The sequence below is a fragment of the Brotaphodocola sp. genome (genome assembly GCF_983179755.1).
This window is the reverse complement of sequence record NZ_CFAHBC010000029.1, coordinates 1-24,841: the sequence shown is the minus strand read 5'-3', so window position 1 is coordinate 24,841 and position 24,841 is coordinate 1. Positions and strand designations below refer to the sequence as shown.

At 43.1% G+C, this 24,841-nt stretch carries 20 protein-coding genes and 1 riboswitch; of the genes, 2 read left to right on the top strand and 18 right to left on the bottom strand.

From position 1 onward, the window contains the following. Positions 1-89 precede the first annotated feature (89 nt). The 9 genes from AC4EVX_RS10340 to AC4EVX_RS10300 form a co-directional block, all read right to left on the bottom strand. The gene (locus AC4EVX_RS10340; RefSeq protein ID WP_490160168.1) at positions 90-2,732 is read right to left on the bottom strand and encodes a DEAD/DEAH box helicase family protein; all 2,643 of its coding nucleotides are present in this window, start codon (positions 2,730-2,732) and stop codon (positions 90-92) included. Beyond that, positions 2,702-3,334: a class I SAM-dependent DNA methyltransferase gene (locus AC4EVX_RS10335; protein ID WP_490160167.1), complete on the bottom strand. Its 633-nt coding sequence runs from the start codon at positions 3,332-3,334 to the stop codon at positions 2,702-2,704. The genes AC4EVX_RS10340 and AC4EVX_RS10335 overlap by 31 nt, the downstream gene beginning before the upstream one ends. A 92-nt stretch (positions 3,335-3,426) precedes the next feature. Then, complete coding sequence (locus AC4EVX_RS10330) at positions 3,427-4,095, bottom strand: zinc ribbon domain-containing protein (protein WP_490160166.1); 669 nt, start codon at positions 4,093-4,095, stop codon at positions 3,427-3,429. Between the two features lie 22 nt (positions 4,096-4,117). Next, positions 4,118-4,654 carry an FxLYD domain-containing protein gene (locus tag AC4EVX_RS10325; RefSeq protein WP_490160165.1) on the bottom strand — a complete coding sequence of 179 codons (537 nt, stop codon included), beginning with the start codon at positions 4,652-4,654 and terminating at the stop codon, positions 4,118-4,120. 67 nt (positions 4,655-4,721) lie between these two features. Continuing rightward, entirely contained in the window at positions 4,722-5,165 is a 444-nt protein-coding gene (locus AC4EVX_RS10320) for a zinc ribbon domain-containing protein (protein ID WP_490160164.1), read from the bottom strand. A 105-nt stretch (positions 5,166-5,270) separates the two neighbouring features. After that, the gene (locus AC4EVX_RS10315) at positions 5,271-6,953 is read right to left on the bottom strand and encodes a caspase family protein (protein WP_490160163.1); all 1,683 of its coding nucleotides are present in this window, start codon (positions 6,951-6,953) and stop codon (positions 5,271-5,273) included. 208 nt (positions 6,954-7,161) lie between these two features. Then, entirely contained in the window at positions 7,162-7,509 is a 348-nt protein-coding gene (locus AC4EVX_RS10310) for a hypothetical protein (RefSeq protein WP_490160162.1), read from the bottom strand. Positions 7,510-7,655: 146 nt separating this feature from the next. Then, positions 7,656-8,231, bottom strand: coding sequence for a helix-turn-helix domain-containing protein (locus AC4EVX_RS10305; RefSeq protein WP_490160161.1), 576 nt, complete (start codon positions 8,229-8,231; stop codon positions 7,656-7,658). 180 nt (positions 8,232-8,411) lie between these two features. Then, the gene (locus AC4EVX_RS10300; RefSeq protein ID WP_308451772.1) at positions 8,412-9,317 is read right to left on the bottom strand and encodes an AraC family transcriptional regulator; all 906 of its coding nucleotides are present in this window, start codon (positions 9,315-9,317) and stop codon (positions 8,412-8,414) included. A 357-nt stretch (positions 9,318-9,674) separates the two neighbouring features. On the opposite strand from AC4EVX_RS10300, the gene glgP reads away from it, so the two are divergent. Beyond that, entirely contained in the window at positions 9,675-11,936 is a 2,262-nt protein-coding gene (gene glgP, locus AC4EVX_RS10295) for a glycogen/starch/alpha-glucan family phosphorylase (protein WP_490160160.1), read from the top strand. 239 nt (positions 11,937-12,175) lie between these two features. On the opposite strand, the gene thiH is transcribed toward glgP, so the two are convergent. The 6 genes from thiH to treP form a co-directional block, all read right to left on the bottom strand. Then, complete coding sequence (thiH, locus tag AC4EVX_RS10290) at positions 12,176-13,435, bottom strand: 2-iminoacetate synthase ThiH (protein WP_490160159.1); 1,260 nt, start codon at positions 13,433-13,435, stop codon at positions 12,176-12,178. A 75-nt stretch (positions 13,436-13,510) separates the two neighbouring features. Next, complete coding sequence (locus AC4EVX_RS10285; RefSeq protein ID WP_308451769.1) at positions 13,511-14,275, bottom strand: thiazole synthase; 765 nt, start codon at positions 14,273-14,275, stop codon at positions 13,511-13,513. A 214-nt stretch (positions 14,276-14,489) separates the two neighbouring features. After that, positions 14,490-15,161, bottom strand: a complete 672-nt coding sequence (gene thiF / locus AC4EVX_RS10280) for a sulfur carrier protein ThiS adenylyltransferase ThiF (protein ID WP_490160158.1) — start codon at positions 15,159-15,161, stop codon at positions 14,490-14,492. A 35-nt stretch (positions 15,162-15,196) separates the two neighbouring features. Beyond that, entirely contained in the window at positions 15,197-15,391 is a 195-nt protein-coding gene (gene thiS / locus AC4EVX_RS10275) for a sulfur carrier protein ThiS (RefSeq protein ID WP_490160157.1), read from the bottom strand. A 155-nt stretch (positions 15,392-15,546) separates the two neighbouring features. Continuing rightward, a riboswitch (TPP riboswitch) is annotated at positions 15,547-15,655 on the bottom strand. Positions 15,656-15,850: 195 nt separating this feature from the next. Beyond that, a complete protein-coding gene (gene treC, locus AC4EVX_RS10270) occupies positions 15,851-17,530 on the bottom strand; it encodes an alpha,alpha-phosphotrehalase (protein WP_490160156.1) in 1,680 nt (559 codons plus the stop codon). 125 nt (positions 17,531-17,655) lie between these two features. Further along, entirely contained in the window at positions 17,656-19,671 is a 2,016-nt protein-coding gene (gene treP, locus AC4EVX_RS10265; protein ID WP_490160155.1) for a PTS system trehalose-specific EIIBC component, read from the bottom strand. A 356-nt stretch (positions 19,672-20,027) separates the two neighbouring features. Here treP and AC4EVX_RS10260 point away from each other — a divergent pair, with 356 nt between their 5' ends. Then, on the top strand, positions 20,028-20,762 hold the full coding sequence (locus AC4EVX_RS10260; protein WP_308451764.1) for a UTRA domain-containing protein: 735 nt from the start codon (positions 20,028-20,030) through the stop codon (positions 20,760-20,762). 133 nt (positions 20,763-20,895) lie between these two features. Here the strand turns inward: AC4EVX_RS10260 and AC4EVX_RS10255 are convergent, their stop codons facing one another. From AC4EVX_RS10255 to AC4EVX_RS10245, 3 genes are all read right to left on the bottom strand, one after another. Further along, positions 20,896-22,011, bottom strand: a complete 1,116-nt coding sequence (locus AC4EVX_RS10255; protein WP_490160154.1) for a 5-methyltetrahydropteroyltriglutamate--homocysteine S-methyltransferase — start codon at positions 22,009-22,011, stop codon at positions 20,896-20,898. Positions 22,012-22,401: 390 nt separating this feature from the next. Next, the gene (locus AC4EVX_RS10250) at positions 22,402-24,066 is read right to left on the bottom strand and encodes a recombinase family protein (protein ID WP_490160153.1); all 1,665 of its coding nucleotides are present in this window, start codon (positions 24,064-24,066) and stop codon (positions 22,402-22,404) included. Positions 24,067-24,725: 659 nt separating this feature from the next. Continuing rightward, a partial coding sequence (locus tag AC4EVX_RS10245) for a helix-turn-helix domain-containing protein (protein WP_490160173.1) occupies positions 24,726-24,841 on the bottom strand: 116 nt, incomplete at its 5' end.

Here is a 24,841-nt window from a genome sequence, read left to right as displayed (position 1 = left end):
TGGAATATTTGGTGGGGATCATTTGGTCACTTCCTTTATTTTTTAATCAATGTATCATTAATTATTTATTTTTTAGTCACTTATTGCCTTTACTGTTTCTTCCAATATCTTCGCTGATAATAATCCATCTCTCGATACTCAACAATATCCCTCATCTGTTCCAGAAAGAATGATAATTGAATTGTTTCTTCCAAATCATCACTTAAAGCAATCGCATATCCTTCCTTCTGCACAAAATACTCATTTCTCAATAAATAATGCACTGGGTTTTTTAGGATATTTTTCAAATGTTCTTTATCCGAAATCTTCTTGTACGTCGCATAATCAATGCATGTTCCGAGATCTTTCCAATTCAATCCTTTATCAAAAAAGTTTTTCCATGTCTGTAAAATTTCTTGTTCTGTGACAGCCATTTTCATCTTTCCAGAAGCATAAAACGACATCAATACCGGCATTTTATATACTTTTGACATATTTGTTGTCTCAATCAGATTCAGGAATTCTCCGCCTTCTCCATCAAAAATCAGCCGTTCTTCTTCACTCAAAAGATTATAATCATTCAGAAACTTTAAGTAGTGCTTAAAGATATTCCCGTTTGAATTGCCTGTACACCAGTTATATACATCCTCATCCATGTAAGTAAACAGATCCATTCTCGTCGGGCGTCTTTGAAGAAGTTCCTGTACTCGCCAGAACTCTTTTAAAACAAGATCTCTTCCTTTGAGTGCTTTCTTATCCATTTCCTGAAAAAGATCAATTAAACGCATATCAAAATCAACAAGACAGCCATCTGGATATTGGCTCTCCTGAGATCCACCAAGACCTATGCCTGTGTTCTCCACACATTCTTTTCCATTTCTTCCATTCAGTAAAAATCGGATTCGTCCGGCTTTTTCATAGTTTCCGATAAAATCCAGCACATTCAGGTATTCTTTTCCCTCATCAAGTCGAAGTCCTCGTCCAAGCTGTTGAAAAAACACAATCGGTGATTCTGTCGGACGAAGAAACATTACCATGTCTACACCAGTAATATCAACGCCCTCATTAAACATGTCCACAGAAAAGATTACCTTAATTTCCCCTGTTTTTAATTTCTGAATTGCTTCTTTTCTGTCACAGGAAAAGTCACCATTTGAATTGCTATACACTGCAACAGATGGAATTCCGCGCTTTGAAAACTCCTTCGCCATATCCTCCGCGTGTTCTTTTGAACTGCAAAATCCAAGTGCCTGTCTCGAACCATATTTGCAGTAATATTTATAAATCAAATCATATCTACGGGCATTTCCGATATATGCATGATTCAATTCTACTTTCTCATAAACTCCACCTTTTGAAGGGATATTGGAATAATCCGTCTCATCATAAATTCCATAATAGTGAAACGGAACCAGCATGCCTTTGTTGATTGCCTCACGCAACGAAATTTCATACGGAACATTATAATCACAAATCTCATAAATACTTCTGCCGTCCATTCGCTCTGGCGTTGCCGTCAAACCGAGAAGGAATTTAGGCTGAAAATAATTTACAATCCTCTGGTAGGAATCATTTACTGCATGATGGCACTCATCAATCACGATATACTCAAAATAATCTCTTGGAAAAACAGATTCATTCAAGAATTCCTCTTTTCCCAATGATGCTACGGATGCAAAAATCATACTCTTATCATTGCATTTTTCCTTCGCATTAAAAAATCCATAGTCATCCGATTTTCTCACATTTTTGAAGGATTCCGCTGCCTGTTTCAAAATTTCCTCTCGATGTGCGACGAACAAAACGTTCTTGTAATTTTGGGCATCAAAAGCAGCGAGATAGGTCTTTCCGATTCCTGTTGCTGCCTGCACAAGTGCTCGTCTCGCGCCTTCAGCACGACTTTTCTGCAACGCATAGAGTGCTTCTATCTGTGCCCCTCTCGGTTCATACACAATTGACTGCGGAATCTGCTCTTGTTTTTTACGTTCCTGCTCTGTTTTATATTCAAAAAGCCCGAATTCCACTCCCTCCGACTTTTCTGCATACTCTATATTCTCATCTTTTTCTTCTTTCGTTTCCTGATCTTCTTGATCTCTTTGTCCTTTCGTATATTCTCTATATTTTTTCTCAAACCGTTCCAGATCTTTCATTACCGCCGGTTTATGCCATTCTTTTGAATACCGTTTCAATTCCTCTTCATCAACAAGAATCGAATGATTCTCAAATAAATCTTCAAATTCATTAAAGAACTGTCGATAGTTTTCAGGATCACTCTCACTGCTGAATCGATAATTCCACTCAATTTCAGAAGTCAATGCACTTCTGGAAAGATTTGATGAACCAATATACATTTCACTATAATCTTTGTAATGAAAAAAATAAGATTTTGGATGAAAAGAACGTCTTCTCTCATTAAAGAACCTTAGATCCACCCGATCCCCCAGCTTATCTTTAATCAAATAGAGTGCCGATGGCTGTGTAATTCCAAGATAATTTCCAGTTAAAATACGAATTTTTGCGCCCCGATCCAGAGCACTTTCAAAATCAGATAACAGCATGCGAATGCCAGATTCCATCATAAATGACACAATCATATCTATCTGAAGTGCATTTTTCATACTATTTTCCAGCTGATACACTAAGAAATGATTTTTATTGTATCCACCAGTAATCGCACTCACCGTCTTTACAGTCTGAATATTTATACTATCTTCCTGTTCACCTAGATCTTTCTCAAAATCAAATTCAGCCATTTTTCATCTCCTCGTCCAGGTCGCACATCTTCTGTTATCCAGATTTTTTCTATTATAATCTCCGACACCTTGTCTTCTGTGTTTTTCGTATTCTCATTGAAGATTTTTAATTTTTCTAAAAATTCGGTAAAACTTTTTTCTGTAAAATCTGTAAAATATCGTCCGTTTCGCTCTCCCTCAAAATCCCCATATTTAAACGAGGTATAAATGATTCCATTTTCCTTTAATGCTTGAACCATCCTTTTCATGACTGTCAACAATTCGCTCTTAGCCAAATGAAGAATCGACGAACATGCCCAGATTCCGTCATACTCGTCGATCTCTCTTAAATCCTGAAACAACATCTGGCGAATCGGAATCCCTGTATTTTTCTGTGCAATCTCGCAAAGGCTTTTCGACCCGTCTATAGCTTCAACCCGATATCCCTGTTGTAAGAAATATCGGGTATCCCGCCCGGAACCACACCCAAAATCCAAAATATATGAATCCGGTTTCAGCAACGATAAAAACAAGTCCTGCGTCTCAGTAAATTTTACATCAAAAGTATCTTTACTAAATTCAACTGCATATTTGTTATAATAATCAAGAGTAGGATTTGTCATATGATCTTTGCCCCTTTAACTTGAACATTTTGCAAACTTTATGTACATTTTTGCAATTCATACGACAATTATATGCTCATTTAAAAACACCGTCAATCGCTATTTGTGTCATCAAGTTGCTTAAACTGTAATAAAACCATCAGTTCTTCAATCCGCGATAATTCTATATAACTATTTTTCGTCTTCCAAGTATACGAATGAAAATCTAATTTTTCGTTTTTATCACATTCTCCATACAATTTGTTGTATTCTTTCGTAACTTTTTCTACCACATCGCTCTCTGTATAATCACTATCATCATCTATCAAAAACACGACAGTAACCTCATTGAGACATTCCTTGTCTTTACAATAAAGTCCTGTCAATGCAGTGACTCCTTTCATTTCCTTATAGTCCTCTATCTCAGCCATGACACAATCTCTATCATCCGATATGATCGAATCACAGTTATATGCCTTATCAACTTTTTCTTTTACCGTATCGATATCTGTTGCCCACGCAATATTTGCAAAATATCCATTTCTTACAGATGCTATCTTTGTATATGCAACTCCCGCTCCTGCTAATAACACAGCAATCAAAATCCCCAAAATTAAAAGAATTCCTTTTTTATGTATCTTTTTCTTTCTTATTTCTTTATCATTATCATTTATAGTATGTTCGATCTCTGTGTTATCCTGATTCATGTCAATTTTTGTACCACACTTCATGCAGAATTCATATCCATCTGGTATATTTGCTCCACACTTTCCACAAAACATTTTTATCCCCCTGCTTTCTTTTTTATTTTACTTCTTTCACAGATAAGCGAATATCTTTTTCATCCCTGCTATATTTATGCATAATTTCAAATTTTCGAGTTTCTCCCGGCTCAAGCTCTTCGCTGTCATTTGTCCAATCGGAATCTATAACATTTCCAGAATTGTCACAAAACTTTGCTTCAACTTCAAAATAACGAATCGTCTTAGAGCGACTTACATTTGTTACACTTCCCTTAATATAAATATAGCTACCACTTTTTTCCGTTGTCCAATCATTATTTACCTTTAAATCTGATTTCGTCGGCGTATTTCTATACTCTTCTAATACTTTCTCATTCTTACGATTTTCAACCATTTTCCTCGTATCGCTTATTTTTTTCTGTTCTGAAATCGTAAAACCTGTACAAACTATTGCAATGCTCACCACTACCATTCCAATAAGCATATTTCTTTTATTATGCCACTTATGCGTTTTTTTATTTTCAAGATTACAGCCACACACCGTGCAAAACTGATACTCATCCTGATATGTCCTCTTACACTTCGGGCATATTTTCATCAAAAATCCCCCCTGATTTATCCACTCATCCACTTATCATTTACTTATTATAAATAAATTTTTTCGCTTAATTTTTCATACCAAGCCAAACTAAAACAGAAGCACAAAATACACCAAATGCACGAGCAATCATTGCATATCCTGCATAAACTGCCCCCAATTCATAATAATAGGCTTCCTCAAGCGTTTTTCCACCAACCGATTGAATCTTCATAATCTCGGTTCCACCGGAAGCAATATTTCCCGCTGCCACAAAAAACATAATAAAGACCGCTACTGCCAATCCAAAATAAGTACATCTTACAATCCATTTTCCAGATACTTTATCTAATTTTTCTTCTGATACTTCTACATTCTTTCCGTCTCTTGAATCAGAACGATTCTCGGTGGCAGCAGTAGATATCACTACACTTGCACTCTGATCCTGCTTTATAGTAGAGAAATCTAATCCGCACTTCGGACAAATCTCTGCTCCCTCTTCCACACTTGAACCACATTTTGGACAAAACATCTCATTTACCTCCAAATATTTTTTTCATAACTCATCCACACGTTATCTAAATTTCCATTCTCTTTTCAATAAAAATATTCCGTTTACTCTTTATCTAAAAATCAATCATAACTTTTTCTCCACCTCCTTCAACTTCTCCAGCCCCTCATAATACTGCTTCACTGCATGATTCATCAGCCAGCTTCCTCTCTCATCAAACCCATTCTGGTTACTCCGATTTTGTTCTTCCAGAAGAATTGCCAGATCGGTCACACAGCCTGCCACGTCCACAACCTGCTCCGTCCACGCATACAAGTGATCCGGTGGGATTGCTCCATCTGAAAGTCGAAGATAAAGAGTCTTCACTCGACGGCTCCACTCCTGGTAATGGACTTTCACTTCTTCTGCGGAAATCGTATGGTTTGCGACTTCCTGAAAACTGACCAGGAATTTTTCTGCGAGGGAAACGACTTCTACGAGAATCTTTTTCGTTTCCAGCACATATTCTTCTTCCGATAAGTTTGCCCCTGATAATTTTCCCGGTGCTTTCTCTTCTAAGTTTCCAGAATGTTCCGAATCACGCTCCGCACTCTGCGCTGAACCCGCCTGGTTCTCTTCCCTCATTCTGCGAAGCATTCGGTAGGAGGTATTCTCCACCACACAAATTCCGTCCTGTACGAAAGAATCTTTGGAAGCCCGAAAATACATTTTCTGTAACTCATCATTTCTTGCCCAGACGCTGTGTGCATAGTAAAGATGATGAATGATGTCGCCCTCATCGTGACCAAAATAGCACCAGATCGCATCATAATGCCCCGTCCCACAGATTTCCTCCACAATCCTCTTGGTCAACTGAGAAATCTTGCTTGAGTCTTTTAAATCTTGTGAGTCACTTGAACCATCTGAAGTTCTTTTTGCAATCACAAAAACGCTGAGTCGCTTGAGTTTTGCCGTATCCAATGGTTTTGTGGAACAGATCGTATAAAATTCATTTTCTCTATGTATCCCATTTATTTCCTGCGGTTTCTGTGGATGCCACGGTTCTACTTCAAAATAAATCGTTCCGCCGATATTGCTGCGAAAGATCGGTTGCTGTCTGTGTTCCGGATAATGGTTGTTCCAGATCTCCATGAGTTCCTGAATGTTCTGCTGAATCGCATGAAGGGAAATACGCCCCTGACGAACATTTCGCCTTGAGAGCATCGCCATATTTACAATTCCCGTATAAAGACTGTATTGTCCACTCTCATCGAGTCGCGACACCTCATTCGCGGAGGAGGATGCCAGAATCGCCATTCCATGCCCCGCAAAGGATTCCGCGCTGTCCTCCAATGACATTCCTCGTGTACCTTCTGTCTGAAAATCACCGGAATAACAGCAATCCAGAATCACAATCTTATTTTTGCACGGAAGCTCTCCGATAAAAGCCAGAATACTTGGAAGCGCAAGCCCCATATCGCTGAATGTCAGCTCTCCGTTGCGCCCATGACCGGAAAAATAAAAGAAAAACGTATCCTCTTTCTTGAGCATCTTTGCAAAATTCTGGATCGCAAGCGCCAGCTCCCGCACGGACACACATCCTTCCGATCCCAGCGCACGAAGATTCTCCTCTTTGAGCTTTAATCCCTGTGTCAGTCCACGTTGAATCAGATCCAGATCCGATTTCCACGTTACCAGATCTACCAGATTCTGTTTCTGATAATTTCCAACCGACACAAGCAGGGCATATTTTTCTCCTCCGTCATGAAATTCTGCTTCTTCCCGCAGTCCATTTTTCTGTACAGTGTTTTTTTGCTCTTCTTCAAGCAAATTTCTATTTTCTCTGACCGCAGTTTGCTTTTTTATGCGTTCCAGCACCATCCTGATTCTGTTATTCTTTCGTATCATCCTTCTCTGCACCACAATTCCGTCTCAATTTTTAAAACATATAACATATAAATAAACTCAAATACACAAAACGTTCTGACCGCCATTCGCTCTATGACTCTCTCTATTCACTCTACTGCGCGCTCTGATTCTATTCGTTCTTTCCGCGCTCTCTGCTCAGGCGAATAATTGCGTCCAGCGCAACCGCCTCATGATTCGGCTCATCATACTCATTCACCGCATAGACATAGACATTTTCGACCTGCTCGTTGTTCATATTGTTCAGCATCGTTGTGATCTCTGAAATCCTGGTACGACGCTTCTGGTCTTTCAACTGCGACAGGTATGTTCGATCAATATACGACTTTCTCTCCTTTACGTCCTCCAAGGCTTTCTGCAAATCTTCTTTTGCCTGACCAATCTCTCCATTTTCGAGTTTCTGGGTCAGATCCTCCATCAAATTCTGAAATTCCCGATCTGTGATATACGTCTCCTTCATCGCTACTTTTCTCCTCTCACATCACTTCAGCCATCATCATTTTCTGTTCCCATTTTTCTGCTCTGTCATCGTTTCTTGTCATCTTTCTGCCAGCTACCGCCTTACTCTCTCTTTCATCATTCGATCCCCCTCTCTTCGATCTTCCTTTAACTTCCAAGCATCGGCTGTTCGAAGTAATCCAACGCATAATTAATCACATTGATGTCATACACTCCCTGATCAATAAAATATCGGACAATCAGATCGCCTTTATTTCCCGGTGAAAGCGCATATTCCGCTTTTCCAAGAAATTCCACCGTTTCTTCCAAATCCAGTTCCAGCGCGATTGCAAGCGCAAGAATCGTCCCCTTCCGCGGATGATATGCCGGATTATTTCTAATTTTTGAAAAATGCTTTCGATCGAGATTTGCCTTCTTATAAACCTCTGCGTCCGACATTCCACTCTCGTCGATCTTGCGAAACAGCATCTCATGAAAGGTTTCCCCGAGTTCCTGAATCAGATCCTCAAGGTTTTTCACATCTTTTCTCGTGTAATCTGCACGCTTTGTAATCTCCGGCGAATCAGATCTTTCCACTTTTATGAACTCTTCCAGTTGCGGTCTTTTCACCTTTTTCTGAAAAAAATTCAGCCATTTATTCTTAAAATTGCCTGTATCGATCGGCTGATTGTTTTCCGTCAAATATTCCGTCAATCCGCATATCCACTCATCCAGTACATCCATCTATCGTAAACTCCCTGTTTCTGTTTTCTCTTCACTGAAAAATATTGTATCACATTCAAAATTTTAATAGGTCACCTTCTAAGCGACATTTTCACCGATTCTACACATTACTGTTTAGCGTTTAGAACATTTAGAACATTTCTTTCCTCGCTTAAACATCCGGTGTACAATAAATAACTTTTACACATTCTTCGTATTTAAAATTTTTCCACGGTATTCTCTCGGTGTCATCCCATATCTGCGCTTAAACATCCGGTTAAAGTAGGACAGATTTTCAAACCCACATTTTCCGGCAATTGCGAGAATCGTCTGCGTGCAATCTTCCGAACGGAGCATGGATGCGGAGGCACTCAGGCGTTGTTCGTTTAGATAAGTGACAAAACTCTGACCCGTCATTTTCCGAAACCATCTCATAAAATGGCTCTTGCTGTAACCACAAAGCTCTGCGACCTCCTCGATGTGCAACGCTCCGCCAAAACGCTCTGCAACCAGCTGAAGCACCTGCTTCAAGCGTCTGGTATCCGGCGTGTCCGCAATCGCAATCTGCCCGCCATGAAGCACAAGGATTCCAAGGAAACGAAACAGTGCCCCCTTGATCAGAAGCTCATATCCCATCTCTTTTGTGCGGTTCGCCTCCTCCGCCTCACAGAGACAACCCTTTGCCTGCTCATATCCGTCCATTCCCTCCTTCAAAAAGACCGGAAGCGGAAATCGCCCGCTCTGGAGGGGCATCAGATAGCGCTCCGCGCACACATCCCCTGCACCGCCGAGCAGTTCCAGATCAAAAATGATATTTTCGTACTCCATCGTCTCATTTTTTTCCTGTCGCAATGCATGCAAAACCCCCGGCGCAAATATATAAATATCACCAGCCTGTGCATGGTAGGCTTCCGATCCCGCCTGCACCACGCCCTGCCCCTTCTTCACAAAGACAATCTCCATGCTCTCCTGCCAGTGCAGGGCGACCTGTGGAAAATCCTTCGGAATGGTACACGGATAAATATTGAATGGAAACCACACCGCACCGTGCTGTTTGATTTCCTGTAAATTTTGCTGGTGTTCCATTTCCTTTGTCATAAGCGTCATATGATTCTTCCTCCCCACTGTTTTTCTGATATGCGTATTTATTATATGTGTGTTTGCATTTTCCCACGTTTTCTCACCTTCGACTGTATCTCCTTGTGTTTATCATTGTTTCTCAAGTCGACACTCGCAAAGACTTGGCACATAATTTTGGTCAGCTATGCTGACATCTTTCTTTTATGATCGTATTGTACCATTTTTTAGCCATTTTAAGCAAGAATTATGCTTGTTTTGTGCGATATAATCAATGCTGTAAGAAACAAGAGAACTCTTCTTACACCAAATTTTATGCCAAAACAGAAATCAGAAACATGCAAACAATTTAAAATCTAATGGAAACCCTGAATGGAGGTTCTTTTTATGAATATGACAGAAACGTTACAGAAACTTACAGGAAAATCACTTGCCGACTGCACGAACCAGGAGATCTATCTCGCTCTCCTCGATGTTGTCCGCGAAAACAGCAAAAAGAAATCGACTCCGGTAACCGGACGCAAGCTCTACTACATCAGTGCAGAGTTCCTGATTGGAAAACTGCTGTCCAACAACCTGATCAACCTCGGTCTCTATGATGAGGTTCGCACTGCCCTCGCAGATGCCGGAAAATCCTTGAGTGAAATCGAGGAAGTTGAGCCGGAGCCATCTCTTGGAAACGGTGGTCTTGGCCGTCTCGCAGCTTGTTTCCTCGATTCCCTTGCAACCCTGAATCTTCCGGGCGACGGAATCGGTCTGCGTTATCACTTCGGTCTCTTCCATCAGCAGTTTAAGGATAATTTACAGAATGAACTGCCGGACCCGTGGCTGACCGAGCACTCCTGGGCTGAGAAGACTGACATCACCTATCCGGTAAAACTTGCCGGAAAATCCTACACTGCCCGCCTTTACAAGCTGGCTGTCACCGGTTACGAGGGACGCACGAACACATTGAACCTGTTTGACCTTGACACGATTGACGAGAGTATCGTCGAGGAGGGCATTTCCTTTGACAAGACCGCGATTGCAAAGAACCTGACGCTCTTCCTCTATCCGGATGATTCCGACGAGGCAGGACGTCTCCTGCGAGTTTACCAGCAGTACATGATGGTCAGCGCAGGTGCTCAGCTCGTTCTCGCAGAGTGCGTTGCACGCGGATGCAATTACCACGACCTCGCTGACTATGCGGCAATCCAGATCAACGATACGCATCCGAGCATGGTGATCCCGGAACTGATTCGTCTCCTCGGAGAGCACGGAATCAAGTTTGAGGAGGCGGTTGAGATCGTGACTGCGACCTGCGCTTACACGAACCACACGATTCTTGCAGAGGCACTTGAGAAATGGCCACGCGCTTACCTCGACAAGGTTGTTCCTCAGCTGATGCCGATCATCGAAAAGCTCGACGAGCTTGCTGGCAAGCGCACGAAAGACAAGAGTCTTGCGATCATTGATAAGGATGACCGCGTTCATATGGCTCATATGGATATCCATTTCACCCACTCCACAAACGGCGTTGCTGCTCTGCACACCGAGATCCTTGAGGAGTCTGAGCTTCACGGATTCTATGAGCTCTATCCGGAGAAATTTAACAACAAGACGAACGGCATCACGTTCCGCCGTTGGCTCTTAGAGTGTAACCCCGCTCTTGCAGAGGAACTTGAGAGTCTGATCGGTTCCGGTTTCCGCAAGAATGCCGATGAGCTTGAGAAACTGCTGACCTATGCGGACGATGAGAATGTACTGAATAAGCTCACTGAGATCAAGTCCACCGCAAAGAAGGCTCTTGCTGACTGGCTTCTTCGCACTCAGGGCGTGACCGTAAATCCGGAAGCCATGTTTGACATTCAGTCCAAGCGTCTGCACGAGTACAAGCGCCAGCAGTTGAATCTCCTCTACCTGATTCACCAGTACTGCGAGATCAAGGCAGGTCATCTCCCGCCTGTTCCGCTTGTAAGCATTTTTGGCGCAAAGGCAGCACCGGCCTACATCATCGCAAAGGACATCATTCATGCCCTGCTTGCACTGTCTGAGGTCATCGCAAACGATCCGGAGGTTTCTCCGTGGCTTCAGGTTGTCTTTGTGGAGAACTACAACGTAACCGCTGCCGAGAAACTGATTCCGGCATGTGACCTTTCCGAACAGATCAGCCTTGCTTCCAAGGAGGCTTCCGGAACCGGAAACATGAAGTTCATGCTGAACGGCGCTCTGACCCTCGGCACGATGGACGGAGCTAATGTCGAGATCAGCCAGAGAGTCGGAAACGACAACATCTACATCTTCGGTCAGACCTCCAATCAGGTCATCCATCGCTACGAGCTCGGTGACTACAAGGCTTCCGAGTGGTATGAGGGCGATCCGAACCTGCGCCGTGCAATCGATTTTTTAACCTCCAAGGAAATGCTCTCTGTCGGTCACGAGGAGAACTTAAATCGTCTCCAGCACGAGCTGATCAGCAAAGACTGGTTCCAGACTCTGCCGGACTTCAATGCTTACGTTGTCCGCAAGGGTCAGGCACTCGCCAACTATGCGCTGAATCCAACGGAGTGGAGACGCAGATGCCTTGTAAATATCGCAATGGCAGGCTTCTTCTCCAGCGACCGCACAATCGCCGAGTACAACAAGGATATCTGGAAACTGGGAAAATAATTTGGAAAAAGCTATTGAAGTCAGAACCTAGCGAAGGATTAACGATTAAATAAATTAAATACATAAGAAAAACCTCCAGCCAACTTGCCTGTCAAGTCTCTATCTCAACAGCAGGAAGTTAGTTGGAGGTTTTTGATTTATAAAAGTTTTTGATTTATAAAAGTTTTTGATTTATGGAGTTCAAGTCTCCGCGAGCATCACTTGAACGTAGAATGGAGAAGCGCAGTGATATTTTTTATTTACACATAAATATAATCGTTGAGGACCGGCTGTAATCCGCCCTGCTCCATATCCTCATACATCGTCTTAAAGGAGCGGTTATCGTTGATCTCAAACTGCTCATCTCCGACATCCGCGTCCTCCTTGCCCTCGTACTTCTCCTCATGGTCGCCGATTCCGGTGGAAACGCCTGCCGATACTTTCGTCGCACAGATTTTTGTGATTCCGTTTCGGAACGAAACACTCTCACGACTCGAGACCGTGATTCCGGCAAACGGCAGAAAGATGCGGTACGCGCACAGAACCTGACAGAGTTCTTTTTCACCGACGTCGCGCGGATTGATCTTTTCATTGTTCACGATCGGGCGCAGGCGCGGACAGCTCAAGGAAAGCTCTGCATGCGGGTATTTGCGGTTGATATAGTAGACGTGGAGCGCGGTCGCCAACGCATCTTTCCGGAAATCATCGAGTCCTAAGAGCGCCGAAAATCCCGCTCCTCTCATGCCTCCGAGCAGAGCGCGCTCCTGTGAGTCGAAACGGTATGGCCAGACGCGTTTATGCCCCATCAGGTGAAGCGTCTCATACTTATCTGTGTTGTAAGTCTCCTGGAAGACGGTCACATAGTCCACTCCGCACTCATGGAGATATTTGTACTCGTCCACATTGACTGGATAAATCTCAATGCCGATGTTTTTAAAATACTTTCTCGCAATCTTCACAGCTTCCCCGATGTATTTTACATCCGAATATGCCCGGCTCTCACCGGTCAGTATCAGAATCTCTTCCATTCCGGTCTTGGCGATCACCTGCATCTCGTGCTCGATCTCCTCAAAGGTCAGTTTTTTGCGTCGAATGTTGTTATAGCAGTTAAACCCGCAGTAAATACAGTAGTTTTGGCAATAGTTTGCGATATAGAGCGGGGTAAAAATATAGACTGTATTTCCGAAATGATTCTTCGTGATCTCCTCTGCCTTTCTCGCCATCTGCTCGAGATACGGTGCGCCTGCCGGAGACAAAAGTGCTTTGAAATCCTCAATCGTGCACGACTCATGGGAGAGTGCCCGCTCCACATCGCTGGCTGTGTACGCATTATAATCAAATTCATCCATCGCCTTGAGCACTTTATCCTTGATGTCAGACTCAATGATCTGCATTCCCTCCATATATTCCATATGGTTCGTGCGGAACGACGGATCCTGCTCCAGCCGGTGCTTCCTCTCAAGAGCAGCTGGCGGGAGCTTGTCACTGTCTACAAAATATACCTGATTTTCTTCGTTCATTTGCTGATTCCTCTTTCTCTGCTTCCTCTTTTTCCGTTTTCTCTTTTCCGTTTTCTCTTTTTCTGCGACTTCATCCTAGCGCAAAAATCCCGTCAACGGATCGGAAGCACTTCCTCCTCTTGCAAGCACGCGTCCCATTCCAGTCAGATAAGCCTTTCTTCCTGCCTCAATCGCCAGCTTGAAGGCTTCTGCCATCGCCGGGACATCCCCCGCTGTCGCAATTGCGGTATTTGCCATAATTGCACTTGCACCCATCTCCATCGCCTCACACGCCTGAGACGGTTTGCCAATTCCCGCATCAACGATAATCGGCAGATCAATCTCATCGATCAATACCTGAATCATCGCTTTTGTCGCGAGTCCCTTGTTACTTCCGATCGGAGCTGCCAACGGCATAACGGCTCCGGCTCCGGCATTCTGAAGATCTCTCGCGACATTCAAATCCGGATTCATGTACGGAAGAACGACAAATCCCTCTTTCGCCAGAATCTCCGTCGCCTTGATCGTCTCGTAGTTGTCCGGGAATAAATATTTTGCATCGCGCATGATTTCAACTTTCACAAAATTTCCACATCCCATCGCCCTGCTCAGGCGCGCAATTCGGACAGCCTCCTCCGCATTTCTCGCTCCGGATGTATTTGGAAGCAAGGTTACTCCCTCCGGAATGAAATCAAGAATATTCTCACTCTCCTGCGTATTGGCACGGCGAAGCGCAAGCGTGATGATCTCTGCTCCTCCCTGTTCCACCGCAGATTTAATCAAATTCAGATTATATTTTCCTGATCCCAAAATAAAACGGCTCTTAAACTCTTTTCCACCCAACACAAACTTATCTTCCATCGTTTTCTCTCTCCTTTTCTTTTTTTATCCCTTTTTGTTCCTTTTTTGTTCCTGTTCTGTTCTCTGTTTCCCGTTTTTATCCTGCTCTGTATGCTTTGGTATGTTTTTTCTTGCTCTGCATCTTTTATCTTTCTGTCCTTATTTTTATCGATCTGTCATCTGGCTCTGAGATCGCGCTCTGTTTCACTCTCGCTTCACGCTTTCTTTACTTTTCTCACTCGCATGCTCCCTGCATAATCAACTGCAGCACTTTATTTGCCTCATGCCCTGCGCAGACACTCACTCTCGGAGCAATCAACCCAATCCCCGCTCCAACATCCGTGCTCTGGTCTCCGCACACATACAACCGTCTCATCATCTGTCTTGTCCGGATCTCATTCGCATCTTCATATCCTGCCATTCCATTTCCCGACACAACAATCGTTTCTGGACACTGAGTCAGAAGCTCCTGAACCAGCATTGCTTTCTGATCTGGGCGGTCAAATGCCTCACACACAATCGGATACTCCGCAAACAGCTCCTTCACATTCTCAGGTGTAACTTTTATACAGACAGATTCATATGTTGCATAGGGATTAATCTGATACAGGATCTCCGACAATGCCTCCGCTTTCGGCTTTCCCAACTGCGGAATCAAATACATCTGGCGGTTCAGATTTGTAACATCCACCACATCAAAATCCACGAGAAAAAGTTTCCCGACTCCACTTCTCGCAAGCATAACCGCAATATTAGAACCAAGACCGCCAAGACCGGCAATCGCAACTTTCGCATTGTGAAGTTTTACCTGCATTTCTTTCGGGAATCTCGCATCAAATGCACGATCCAGCTCCTCTTTGGAAATAGACTCCTGCATTCTCTTTTTAATTTCTTCTCCTTTTCTCACTTCTCTTCTCTCTCTTTCTTCTCTTTTCTCCCCGATCAGCCTCCTCCGACAAATCTCAAAACTTCAATCTCATCTTCATCCTGAATCGTCACATTTCCTAATTGATCTTTCGGAATGATCTCAAAATTGCGCTCCACAACAACTCGCTCTGGCTCAAATCCTGCCTCTTTTAAGCATTCGAGCAGATTTTTTCCGGCAATCGTCTTCTCTTCTCCATTGATTTTTACCATCTGCGCACTCTCCTCTTTTCTCTTTTAACACCGTACGAAACAACGCAAAAAGGCGCCGGACGACACAATCTTAGTGTCATCCGGCGCCTGTATCCTCTGTGAAAAGTGGTGCCCCCAGTTCACACAAAACAGAGAGCAACGGCACACAAGTCCATTCTTCGCGACATGTATTTCCCTACGTTGGCATTATCCAAATCAGGTTCCAGGTCAAGACTAATTAAGTCTACTCTCAGCCCATCCATTTGAGCTCCCTATTTGTATGGTATTATACAAAATTTCAAAAAGATTTGCAAGTTTTTTCTCATTATAATTCGAAACAAAATATTGCCGTGAAAATTCGAGCCGGGACCACTCGTCGTCGGCTCAAACTTGAGAATCTGATCATCCACCTGTTTAAAATCATCGACCCACTTAAGGCGGTGATAATAAATGCCTGTCAGATCAATCTTCCTGCTCTCTTTATTTTCCAGGATTTCCATCTGCCTTGCTCTCGATTACAAGAATTTCATATGGTCTCAGCGTGTAGGATTCCTGTCCTGCAAAATTCTGCTCCTTCTGATCTTTATAATTTTCAAGCAGAACCTGACCATTCCTGCACGTCTCATCGAATGGAACCGTCTGCTCCTTTCTGCCGAGATTGCAAAATACTGTCAGCCGGTCGGAACCAAGGCTTCTGCAGTATGCCACGATCTTGTCGGATTCCGTCTCTAAAAATTCAATCTCGCCCTTTGCGATCACCGGATATTCTTTTCTCAGGGAAATGAGCTTCTTGTAGAATGCCAGAATCGAGTCCTCATCGTCCTTCTGTGCGGAAACAGTGATCCCTTTTTTGAACGCATCGGACACCGGAAGCCACGGCTCTGCTGTGGAAAATCCGCAATACTTCTCGTCATTCCACTGCATCGGCGTTCTGCTGTTGTCGCGGGATCTCGCTGAGAGGATCTCAAGTGCCTCCTTCTCGCTCTTTCCCTGATTGAGCAGAATCTGGTAGTAGTTTAAGCTCTCCACATCGCGGTACCGATCGATCGACGGATAATGCGCATTCAGCATACCGATCTCCTCACCCTGATAGATGTACGGAGTACCGCGCATCAGATGGATCATGCCCGCAAGCATCTTTGCGGACTCCTTCCAGTATGTCGTCTCATCGCCCATTCTGCTCACAATGCGAGGCTGATCGTGGTTACACCAGAAGAGTGAATTCCAGCCATCTCCCGCCTGCATCTTCATCTGCCACTCTTTAAAGAGCGCTTTTAACGCTCTGTAATCCGGCTCCATCAACGCCCATTTATCCCCATTCTTGTAATCCACTTTCAGGTGATGGAAATTGAAGCACATCGAGAGTTCTTTCTCCTTCGGGGAGGAATAACGGATGCAATGCTCGACTGAGGTCGAGGACATCTCTCCAACTGTCACAAAATCCTCGATTCCGGTATCTCTGACCATCTCCTTGAGATACTCATGGATGTGCGGACCATCGCTGTAAAACCGTCTTCCGTCTCCCTCAAAATCGTCCACCATCTTTTCCGGCTTAGAGACAAGATTAATGACATCAAAGCGGAACGCATGGATTCCCTTCTTCTTCCAGAAACGCAGGATCTCTTTCAGCTCCTCCCGGACATCCGGATTGTCCCAGTTTAAGTCTGCCTGCGTCACATCGTAGAGATGCAGATACCATTTTCCGAGCTTCGGCACATATTCCCATGCAGTTCCGCCAAACTTTGACTGCCAGTTTGTCGGACACTGATCCGCAGTTCCTTCCTTGAAAATATAGTAGTTCTGGGATTTTTCATCACCGGCGAGAGCTTTCTGAAACCACTCATGTTCCGTTGAAGTGTGGTTGAAAACCATGTCGAGCATCAGACCGATTCCGCGTTTTTTAGCCTCGGAAATCAGATTTTCCACATCCTCCATTGTTCCAAACATCGGATTGATCTTTCGATAATCTGCAACGTCATAGCCATTGTCTCTCTGCGGGGAGACAAAAAACGGAGTCAGCCACAGATAATCCACACCGAGATCCTGCAAGTAATCCAACTTTTCTATTACACCCGGAATATCTCCGATTCCATCTCCATTCGTATCCCGAAATGACTTCGGATAAATCTGGTAAACTACTTTATTGCTAAAATCCGTCATCGCCCATTTCCTCCTGCACTATTTTTCTTACTGATCATATTTTATCGATCATATTTCACTGGTTATCGTTTAGCGGGCATATTTCACTGCTTATCTTTTACCGGGCACATTTAAAAATTCACACCTCAGCAAACACTTGCAATCTTTGTCTTTTTCGCTGTCACATCCATTCCTGTGTGGAAATCGATTTTTTGTGCATTTCCCATGCCGGTCACCACACAGACCGTCACATCTCTGTGTCCTGCTTTTTTGATCTTCTCTCTGTCAAAATGAAGCAACGGGGTACCTGATTTGACTTTCTGTCCCTGCTCAACGAGATACTCGAAACCGTCTCCGTTCATGTCCACGGTATCAATTCCGACATGAAGAATGATCTCCATTCCGTTTTCCAGTTTGAGTCCGCAGGCATGACGGGAATCTGCCATCAGCATTGCAATCTCTGCATCTGCCGGTGCATACAGGGTTTCATTTTCCGGAATGATCGCCATTCCATCTCCAAGAACTCCGGCGGAAAAGACGCCATCATTCACCTCTGCAAGCGTAATTGCTTTTCCGGATAAGAATGCAGTCAGATCGCTGTCTGTTGCCGTCTCATTTTTTGTCTCAGCTTCTACGTTCGTCTTATTTTCTACTTTTACTTCTTTCTTATTTTCTGCGACATTTCCTGTCTCAGCTTCTGCTACCAGTGCTGTCATACTCTCTTTTTCTGCTGTGTCACTCATCTCTTCTGCACTCAGCTTTTTCTTTCCAACAATCGTGGTCAGAAGAAACGGAACTACAACTGCAACTGCCATGCAGAATGCAAATGAGAGCATGTACTGAGGCTGAATCGAGAGGATTCCCGGGATTCCACCGACACCGATTGCATTTGCGGTTGTACCTGTCGACACGCAGATCACGCCTGCAATACCGGAACCGATCATTCCACAGACAAACGGAAATCCTTTCTTTAAGTTAACACCGAAGATTGCCGGCTCCGTCACACCGAGGTAGCAGGAAATGCATGCCGGAATATTTACTTCCTGAGCCTGAGAATTCTTTCTCTGAAGCCAGATCATTCCAAGAACAGCTGAACCCTGAGCAATGTTGGACAGGGCAATCATCGGCCACAGCATTGTTCCGCCGTAGTCTGCAATCAGCTGTAAATCAATCGCATTGGACATATGATGAAGTCCGGTGATGACAAGCGGTGCATAAACCACACCGAAAATTGCTCCAAATACTACCTTAAATGTTCCACTGATTCCTGCAAAGACAATCGCAGAGATTCCGCCACCGATCTTCCAGCCGATCGGTCCAAGTACAAAATGCGCTGCCATCACAGAGAGAAGCAGACTGCAAAACGGAACGACAATCATAGAAATTACCTGCGGAGTGATCTTCCTAAAAAACCGCTCCAGATAAACCAATGTGAAAGCTGCCAGAATTGCCGGAAGCACCTGACCCTGATAACCGATCATATTGATCTGAAAAGCGCCAAAATTCCACTTCGGAATATCTGCAACTGCGGTTCCTGCAACGGAATATGCATTCAGAAGCTGACCGGAAACAAGAGTCAGTCCGAGAACAATTCCGAGCATCTGAGTCGTTCCCATTTTCTTTGTCACCGACCAACAGATGCCGACAGGCAACATATGGAAGACCGCCTCACCGATCAGCCACAGAAAGCTGTCGATTCCGCTCCAGAACTGGCTGATGCCGCACAGCGTTTTTGTTCCATTCTCAAACAGATACAGACTGTCGATACAGTTGCGAAATCCCAGAATCAGACCGCCGGTGATGATTGCCGGAATCAGCGGTGCAAAAATCTCCGCCAGAGACGCAATCACACGCTGAAGCACGTTCTGGTTGTTCTTCGCCATCTCCTTGACAGCATCCTTCGACACGCCCTCAATGCCCGCTTCCTTGATAAAATCATTGTAGAAATCCGTGACCGTGTTTCCGATGATAACCTGAAACTGACCTGCCTGCGTAAAACTGCCCTTGACGACTTTCATCGCCTCAATCGCTGAAATATCGGCTTTCTCCGGATTGACCAGAGCAAATCGCATTCTTGTCATACAGTGCGATACTGCACCGATGTTCTCTCTTCCTCCCACGAGACGCAGAAGCTCTCGCGCGTCATCTGCATACTTCCCCATTTTGCTTCTTTCCCTCCATTTTCTTTCCTGTTTGTTCTGCGTTGGTTCACATTTTTATGAATCTCTCTTTGAGAATTCTCCTGTATGGATCACATTTCCCATATCTGCTGTCCTCATCGTTGTTGCCTTTCTTTTTTCAAACTTGTTTAAACATGTTTCTTGTTTTTGTTATATCGCACTTGTTTAAACATGTCAATGGCATTTTGGAAATTTGTTTGAACAAGCATTTGACTTTTTTATACCAGATTTCTATAATTAGGGTATCTATTAAAAAACGAAAAAAAGATAAATAGAAATGAAGCCAGAGAATAAAAAAGAATCACCCAAAACTTGACTGGAGGAGACGACGACTAGAAATGCCAAAAACGATTTATGAGACAATTTACAAAGACTTGAAACAGAAAATTGAGGACGGTGTCTTCGCGTATCAGGAGCTTTTACCTTCTGAAAACACGCTGATTCAAAATTACAACTGTTCCCGAAATACTCTGCGACGGGCAGTCAGTGTGCTTGTGAGCGACGGCTATGTACAGACGATGCAGGGAAAAGGCGTGCGAAACATTTACCAGCCAGTCGATCAGACCGCATTCACAATCGGAGAGATTGAAAGTTTCAAGGAATCTGCCGAGCGAAACGGTAGCCGCGCCTCCACAAAAGTAATTCTGTTCACGGAAATTGAAATCAATGAGAGACAATCCCGAATGACCGGATTTCCGGTCGGCGCAGAAGTCTACTACATCCAACGAATCCACTATCTCGACGATGTCCCTCTGATTTTAAACCACAACTATTTTCTGAAAAGGGCTGTTTCCGGTCTCACAAAAGAAATCGCGGAGGACTCCATTTATCGCTATTTGGAACAGACCCTGCACATGAACATTGTAAACAGCAAGCGAATCATGACGGTGGAAAAGATGACAGAGATCGACGAGAAATATTTGAACATGAATGTTGCTGATTACAACTGCATGGCCGTCATCAGCAGTCAGACTTACAATGGCGACGGTGTGATGTTTGAGTATACCCAGTCCCGCCACCGCCCTGATCACTTTAGGTTCTATGATAATGCGGTAAGAAAGACGATCTCATAATAAATCAGCGAAAATATCATTGTGCTATTATGTCATGCTTATCAGCACATCCGCAATATATCAAAAACGACAAGAACTGCCGGCAAAATTCTACCGGCAGTTCTTATAAATCTTAAATCTTATTGTGAAATTTTTATCCCCAGACTTCCTCTGCAATCTCCTTGACGAGTGCCAGCTTCGCCCACTGCTCCTCCTCAGTGAGGATGTTTCCCTCCTCGGTAGATGCAAAACCACACTGCGGACTGAGGGAGAGCTGATTCAACGGCACATACTTCTCTGCCTCGTGGATTCTTGCAATAATTGCATCCTTATCTTCCAGCTCCGGACTCTTTGATGTGATCAGACCCAGTACTACCTTCTGATCCTTGATAAAACGCAGTGGCTCAAAACTTCCTGCACGCTCACTGTCATACTCTAAGAAAAATCCATCTACGTTACATCCGCCAAACAGCGTCTCTGCTACCGGCTCATATCCGCCGGAGGTAAACCAGGTTGAGCGGAAATTTCCACGACAGATATGCATCGTAATCACCATATCATCCGGTTTTGCTTCCAGAGCTTTATTGATCATCTTTACATACTTCTTTGCAACCTCATCCACATCGATTCCGCGTTCCGCATAAGCCTTACGCTTCTCTGTCGAACAGAACTCCCCCCATGAGGTATCGTCCAGCTGTAAATAGCGACAGCCTGCATTGTAAAATGCACGAATTGCTTTCTGATAAGCCAGTGCAATGTCGTTAAGCAGAACTTCCTCATCCTTGTATCTCTCGATCGGCTGATAATTTTCCTCACGAACACAGCAGATCAGATGAAGCATCGACGGAGACGGAATACACTGCTTAACCGTCACATCTCCTGCGATTGACTGCAAAAACCGAAAATGTCTTAAAAATGGATGATCCTCCGGAAAATCAATCTTATCGACGATCTTCAACGTCTGGCTCTTTGGCTGATGTCCCTGAAACGCAATCGAGAAATGCTCAACTGCCACTTTCTTCACACCCTGAAGACCCCAGAGAAAATCGAGATGCCAGAATGTCCGTCTGTACTCACCATCGGTCACTGCCTTCAGGCCAACTGTCTTCTCGCTCTCAACCAGAGAACGGATACAACTATCCTCCACTGCCTCAAGTCCCTCTGCCGACAGTGCTCCAGAAGCATACTCCTCTCTCGCTTTCTTGAGCTCCTGCTTGCGCAGAAAGCTTCCAACAATGTCATAACGATATGGTGCCTGTGCTTTACTCATGGTCTAATTCCTCTCCTTATCCTGTTACGGTCTTTCTTTTGTCTTTGCAAATTATTTTTATTTTATTTGCTGTTTTTCTGACCACAGTATAGCACGAGCACGTTATCATCCGCTAATACCTATTTCAGGCTGTTTGATATAGAGAAAATTTATATCAAGTCACAACTATCATATTTTAAACATAAAATCTTTTTGATTACTTACAAATTCTGAACTGAATTGGTCGCCTGTCAGGTGACATTTCACCTTTTCTTGTATTTTGCAAATAAAAAGGAGCAGGATTCTTGCGAATCCCGCCCCTCTTAAATGAGCAAGAGAATTTCATCAGGTAAATTTTCTTGCTCATATGGCCTCATTCTTTACGAACGATTCGATTGAAACAATTATTATTTATTGTTGATAGCTGCCTGTGCTGCCATTGCCAGTTGTAGGACTCTCGATCAGGCTAACTGTTGGATCATTTTTTCGACCCTCGACCTGTAATTTCAAGTCATCATCGACTATATTCAATTTCCATACAAAACAGTCTGGATATACGATTATTTCCTTTACAAAAGCATCTATCACTTCTTCAGGTATGCTATGTGTTGAGAAATTAAAATTCTGTTCCAACCCATACTTTAATACCTGTAAGCGTTGATCATATTCTTCATCCGAAACTTCTTCGTCTATCTGATATGACTGTAGCATTTTCTGCCACTTTTCTTTTTCCTCAAACAAGCTCTTTTTCTTCTCGTCGAATTTTGCTTTGTCGATTTCCCCTGCCATTCTCATATCAACCAGATTATCGAATTTCTTATCTATAATCGCAATCTTTCGCTGCGTTTCTTCTATCTCACTTTGAAAATCAATATCCCTATCATCTTTAAAGTGTTCTTCCAGCATTTCATTTGCGATTTCTATAATTCCATTTCTGTCTTGCCAAAACTTCTGAAAGATTATATCTGCCATTGCCCCCAATTTCCATCCCGGAACCATCGGTGTATCACAGATACCTTGTAAATCAAGTCCTTTCTTTTTTCGAGTGGCAATACTTCCAGTTCTCACCTGTGAATAGCATTGATAACAATACTGTGGAATGCCATTTACTCTGCGCCAAACCCGCCTATTCATAGATGCTCCACAATAGCATTTCAACTTTCTGCACCAAACATCATTGGCTTTATGCTTTCCCCTGCGTCCTCTATTATTAACAGAAAATGATTTAGAATCAAGCATTTTTCTTACTTTTTCAAATTCTTCTTTAGTGACAATAGGCTCATGTGAACCTTCTACTGCAATTTGCTCTACTTCTCCCCAATTCTTAACCTTCTTTTGCTCCAGATAATCCGGAACGTATTCTTTCCTATATAATATAATTCCACAATAAAATGGATTATTCAATATCCTACTTATATAAGATGAATACCAATGTGTCAATCCAGTTGAAGTCTTTCTCCCTGCCGCTTCGAGTGCGAATTGAATTTTTCGCATTCCCATACCATCTAAATACATATCATAAATCATGCGAACAGTTTTGGCTTGCTCTTCGTTAATGATAAAATCTTTTCCTACTTTATCATACCCCAAAATATTTCCATTTCCATATATAACACCATTTTGGAAGGAAATCTTCTGCCCCGCCTTTACTCGAACTGATGTTTTTTTACTCTCGTTCTGAGCAAGTGTTGCCATAATAGTCAATCGAAGCTCGCCATCCTCATCATTCATTGTCCAAATATTGTCTTCAGTAAAATATACTTCTACACCATATTTTTTCAACGTTCTTGTCTGTTGTAACGTATCAACAGTATTTCTGGCAAAACGAGAAACCTCTCTGGTAACAATGAGATCAAATGCTCCATTTTTAGCATCTTCCATCATTTCGAGGAAACTCTGTCTTTTATTAACGGATGTTCCAGTAATACCTTCATCAATGTATCTCTTGTATAATTTCCATTCAGGATGATATTGGAATAAATTATCGTAATACTGCACTTGGTTTTCCAAAGCTGATATTTGTGCTTCATGCTCAGTAGACACTCGTGCATATATTGCAACTAATCTCTCCTTCATCGTATTCTCCTCTTTTATTTTTCCTACATTGTTTCTACGTTTTTATATTAACATAGATAGTCCCTATTTTCAAGCGAAACTTTCTTCTCTGTGTCACTTCTGATATTTCTAAAAACAAACTCAGATATTTTTCCCTGATTATATAGGCTTTTAACAAGTGCTAACGCAATAATTCGCTCCATATCATTCTTTTGCTTTATATTTCTTTTTTCTTTGTTCACCATAAACTCCTTTCACTTATTATGCACCTTATCTGCCAATGACAACCCACACACCATTGCAGGCTCTCATCGGCAGATAAAAATGCAATACAGGTGGCAGGTCATTACTCTGCCCACATCGGTCTTGCACCGTCATTCAAATTGACCGGACTGCAAATCTCTTTACAATCCGGAAGTATCATTATTACAGATATGCTTCATCGCCCTGTGTTACTGCCACACATTTTGTCAGATTTTTCTCGCTCCATACCTTTGCTTCAATGTAATGTTTCAACACTTCTTCACGTTCACTCTAAAAAGAGCAGGCACATCTTTGCGAACCTACCTAGTGGCTCGACATATCCTCACGTCCTGTATGCAAATCAATATTCAGTTGTCAAGGTACAACGCTGCAGCATTTCCAATCAATGAATAGAAAGGGAATTTTCTGACCGGATGCTATGCAACTTCAAAAGCCAATATTTTTGTAATCAGCTTGGTTTCCAATCTGCGGCGCAGCGTTTCATCAATGCAGTAATGCACCTGTCCGCTTTCGTCATATAACTTTCTGGTAG

Coding starts and splice junctions, on each gene's coding strand:
- AC4EVX_RS10340 (WP_490160168.1), bottom strand. CDS start 2,732: ATGGCTGAATTTGATTTTGAGAAAGATCTAGGTGAACAGGAAGATAGT.
- AC4EVX_RS10335 (WP_490160167.1), bottom strand. CDS start 3,334: ATGACAAATCCTACTCTTGATTATTATAACAAATATGCAGTTGAATTT.
- AC4EVX_RS10330 (WP_490160166.1), bottom strand. CDS start 4,095: ATGTTTTGTGGAAAGTGTGGAGCAAATATACCAGATGGATATGAATTC.
- AC4EVX_RS10325 (WP_490160165.1), bottom strand. CDS start 4,654: ATGAAAATATGCCCGAAGTGTAAGAGGACATATCAGGATGAGTATCAG.
- AC4EVX_RS10320 (WP_490160164.1), bottom strand. CDS start 5,165: ATGTTTTGTCCAAAATGTGGTTCAAGTGTGGAAGAGGGAGCAGAGATT.
- AC4EVX_RS10310 (WP_490160162.1), bottom strand. CDS start 7,509: ATGAAGGAGACGTATATCACAGATCGGGAATTTCAGAATTTGATGGAG.
- AC4EVX_RS10305 (WP_490160161.1), bottom strand. CDS start 8,231: ATGGATGTACTGGATGAGTGGATATGCGGATTGACGGAATATTTGACG.
- AC4EVX_RS10300 (WP_308451772.1), bottom strand. CDS start 9,317: ATGACGCTTATGACAAAGGAAATGGAACACCAGCAAAATTTACAGGAA.
- glgP (WP_490160160.1), top strand. CDS start 9,675: ATGAATATGACAGAAACGTTACAGAAACTTACAGGAAAATCACTTGCC.
- thiH (WP_490160159.1), bottom strand. CDS start 13,435: ATGAACGAAGAAAATCAGGTATATTTTGTAGACAGTGACAAGCTCCCG.
- AC4EVX_RS10285 (WP_308451769.1), bottom strand. CDS start 14,275: ATGGAAGATAAGTTTGTGTTGGGTGGAAAAGAGTTTAAGAGCCGTTTT.
- thiS (WP_490160157.1), bottom strand. CDS start 15,391: ATGGTAAAAATCAATGGAGAAGAGAAGACGATTGCCGGAAAAAATCTG.
- treC (WP_490160156.1), bottom strand. CDS start 17,530: ATGACGGATTTTAGCAATAAAGTAGTTTACCAGATTTATCCGAAGTCA.
- treP (WP_490160155.1), bottom strand. CDS start 19,671: ATGGGGAAGTATGCAGATGACGCGCGAGAGCTTCTGCGTCTCGTGGGA.
- AC4EVX_RS10260 (WP_308451764.1), top strand. CDS start 20,028: ATGCCAAAAACGATTTATGAGACAATTTACAAAGACTTGAAACAGAAA.
- AC4EVX_RS10255 (WP_490160154.1), bottom strand. CDS start 22,011: ATGAGTAAAGCACAGGCACCATATCGTTATGACATTGTTGGAAGCTTT.
- AC4EVX_RS10250 (WP_490160153.1), bottom strand. CDS start 24,066: ATGAAGGAGAGATTAGTTGCAATATATGCACGAGTGTCTACTGAGCAT.